Source organism: Streptomyces flavofungini, from assembly GCF_041028215.1.
In the GTDB taxonomy this organism is placed as follows: domain Bacteria; phylum Actinomycetota; class Actinomycetes; order Streptomycetales; family Streptomycetaceae; genus Streptomyces; species Streptomyces flavofungini_B.
In genome coordinates this window covers 1-1,861 of the sequence record NZ_JASKYR010001034.1, presented here as the reverse complement: position 1 = coordinate 1,861, position 1,861 = coordinate 1, and the positions used below count along the sequence as shown (strand labels likewise).

The 1,861-nt window shown below is 70.0% G+C and carries 2 protein-coding genes; one reads left to right on the top strand and one right to left on the bottom strand.

What is annotated here, in order from left to right:
• Window positions 1-248: 248 nt before the first annotated feature.
• Window positions 249-476: a hypothetical protein gene (locus tag AB8Z36_RS38055; protein ID WP_369217939.1), complete on the bottom strand. Its 228-nt coding sequence runs from the start codon at window positions 474-476 to the stop codon at window positions 249-251.
• Between AB8Z36_RS38055 and AB8Z36_RS38050 the strand changes: the two genes are divergently transcribed.
• Window positions 475-1,861 (top strand): DUF4192 domain-containing protein (locus tag AB8Z36_RS38050; RefSeq protein ID WP_440582115.1); only part of this gene is annotated, 1,387 nt, incomplete at its 3' end. The two genes, AB8Z36_RS38055 and AB8Z36_RS38050, sit on opposite strands and share 2 nt — an antisense overlap.

The following is a 1,861-nucleotide window of genomic DNA, read 5'->3' as shown; positions in this document are numbered from 1 at the left end:
CGTGTACGGCGCGGGGCGTGGGCGTTGGGCGTTGGGTGTGGGCGTTGGCTGTGATGTGTGCGGATGCCCGGAGCGGGGTGCGGTGGTGGGTGGCGACGGCGGTGGTGTCGCCCGTCATGCCCCTATGCAACACGAAGGGTCTGACATCCGGGTGAGGCTGTGGATAACCCTTGGCGTGCCCCTGCTCAGGGTTATCCACAGGGGTAACCGGAGTCTCAACATCCGCGGCAGAGTCGGGGCATGACGAATCACAGCGAAGCAGTCGGCCCGATCGAGCCCAACGAGCCAACGCGGTTTGGCGAGTCGATCACACCCGAGAAGGCGACGCCCCCGAGCGAGCCGATCGTGCCCGAGAAGACGTCGCGCTTGGGCAAGCCGATCGTGCCCGAGAAGACGTCGCGCTTGGGCAAGCCGATCACCCCCGATAAGACGGCGCGTGTGGTCGCCCCGCGCCCACCCGAGAAGGCGATGCGCATGGGCGACCCTGTCACCCTGGGCGCTCCGACACACACCGGCGACCAGCTCAACGAGCCGATGGTCACCCTGCGAACCCCGGCCGAACTGGCGGACGCCTTGCCGTATCTGCTCGGCTTCAAGCCCGAGGACAGCATCGTCCTCATCGCCCTGCACGGCGAGCGCGGGCGCTTCGGCGGCCGCGTCCGGCTCGGCATCCCCGAGCGCGCGGAGGACTGGACGTGCGTCGCCGAGCAGCTGGCCCAAGTGCTGGTGGGCGGTTGCGAGCGGCGGGGAGACCGCCCTGACGGCATCGTCGCCTTCCTCTGCCGCGAGCCAGGCCCCGGCGGTTCCGGACAGCGCGTCATGGAGCGCCTGCGACCGCTCGCGCAAGTGCTGCGTACGGCTTGTGGTGCCCTGGACGTGCCGGTCTTCGAGGTCGTGTGCATCTCCGACCACCGTTTCTGGACCTACTGCTGCCCGGACACCCGCTGCTGCCCGCCGGAAGGCATCCCCCTGCTCAGGCCCGGCACCTCGGTCCTGGCCGCCGCATCGACGTACATGGGAGTCCGAGTGGATGCCACCCAGAGCGATATCAGGAGCCGACTTACGCCATGGGCGGCCGACGGTGTGGCGGAGCAGGAGCGCGCACTCGACGCCGCGAGCCTCTCGCTCATTCCCCGGATGATGATCGAGGAGGACGAAGGCACCGCCTGGGAGACGCTCGACCTGGCGCGCCGCATCATGGCCCGGCTGGCCGACGCCCCAGGCGCGTCCGGCACGTTGGCGGCGGACAGCAGGGACGACATGCTCATCGCACACGACGAGGCGGCCGCGCTCATCATCGGCCTCCAGGTGCGGACGACGCGTGATCGCGCCGCCGCCTGGATGGAGGGCGACGTGGCCCCTGCTGCCCTGCGGCTCTGGAGGGCACTGTCACGACGCTGCGTCGGCGCATACGCGGAGCACGCGGCGGCACCCCTGTCCCTGGCGGGCTGGGTGGCCTGGTCCCTCGGCGACCTCGTAGAAGGTCAAGAGGGCCTGGACATGGCGCTGCGCGCCGACCCGGAGTACATGTTCGCCCTGCTACTGCACCGCGCCTGCAACGACGGTATGGATCCGGAGTCCATCCGGCGCTGCCTGCGGGCCAAGAGCGACGGCGGCGACGCCCGCGAAGCCGCCGCTTCCCGGGGACCTTCGAAGCAAGGCATCTCAGCTGAGGACAAAGCCCCACATGGCGCGTCAGCGCAGGACGCTCCGCCGAGCGCTTCAGCGGAGGACGCCCCGCCGAGCGCTTCAACGGGTGACGAAGCCGCACAGGACCGATCCACGCACAACGAACCGCCGCAGGGCACGTCACCGGAGAACCAAGCGCCGCAGAGTCGATCCGCAGATGACGGCCCCACCC

Bases quoted from the DNA above. Each gene is read 5' to 3' on its own strand.
- AB8Z36_RS38055 (WP_369217939.1), bottom strand. From the start codon at position 476: ATGCGCATCGCCTTCTCGGGTGGGCGCGGGGCGACCACACGCGCCGTC.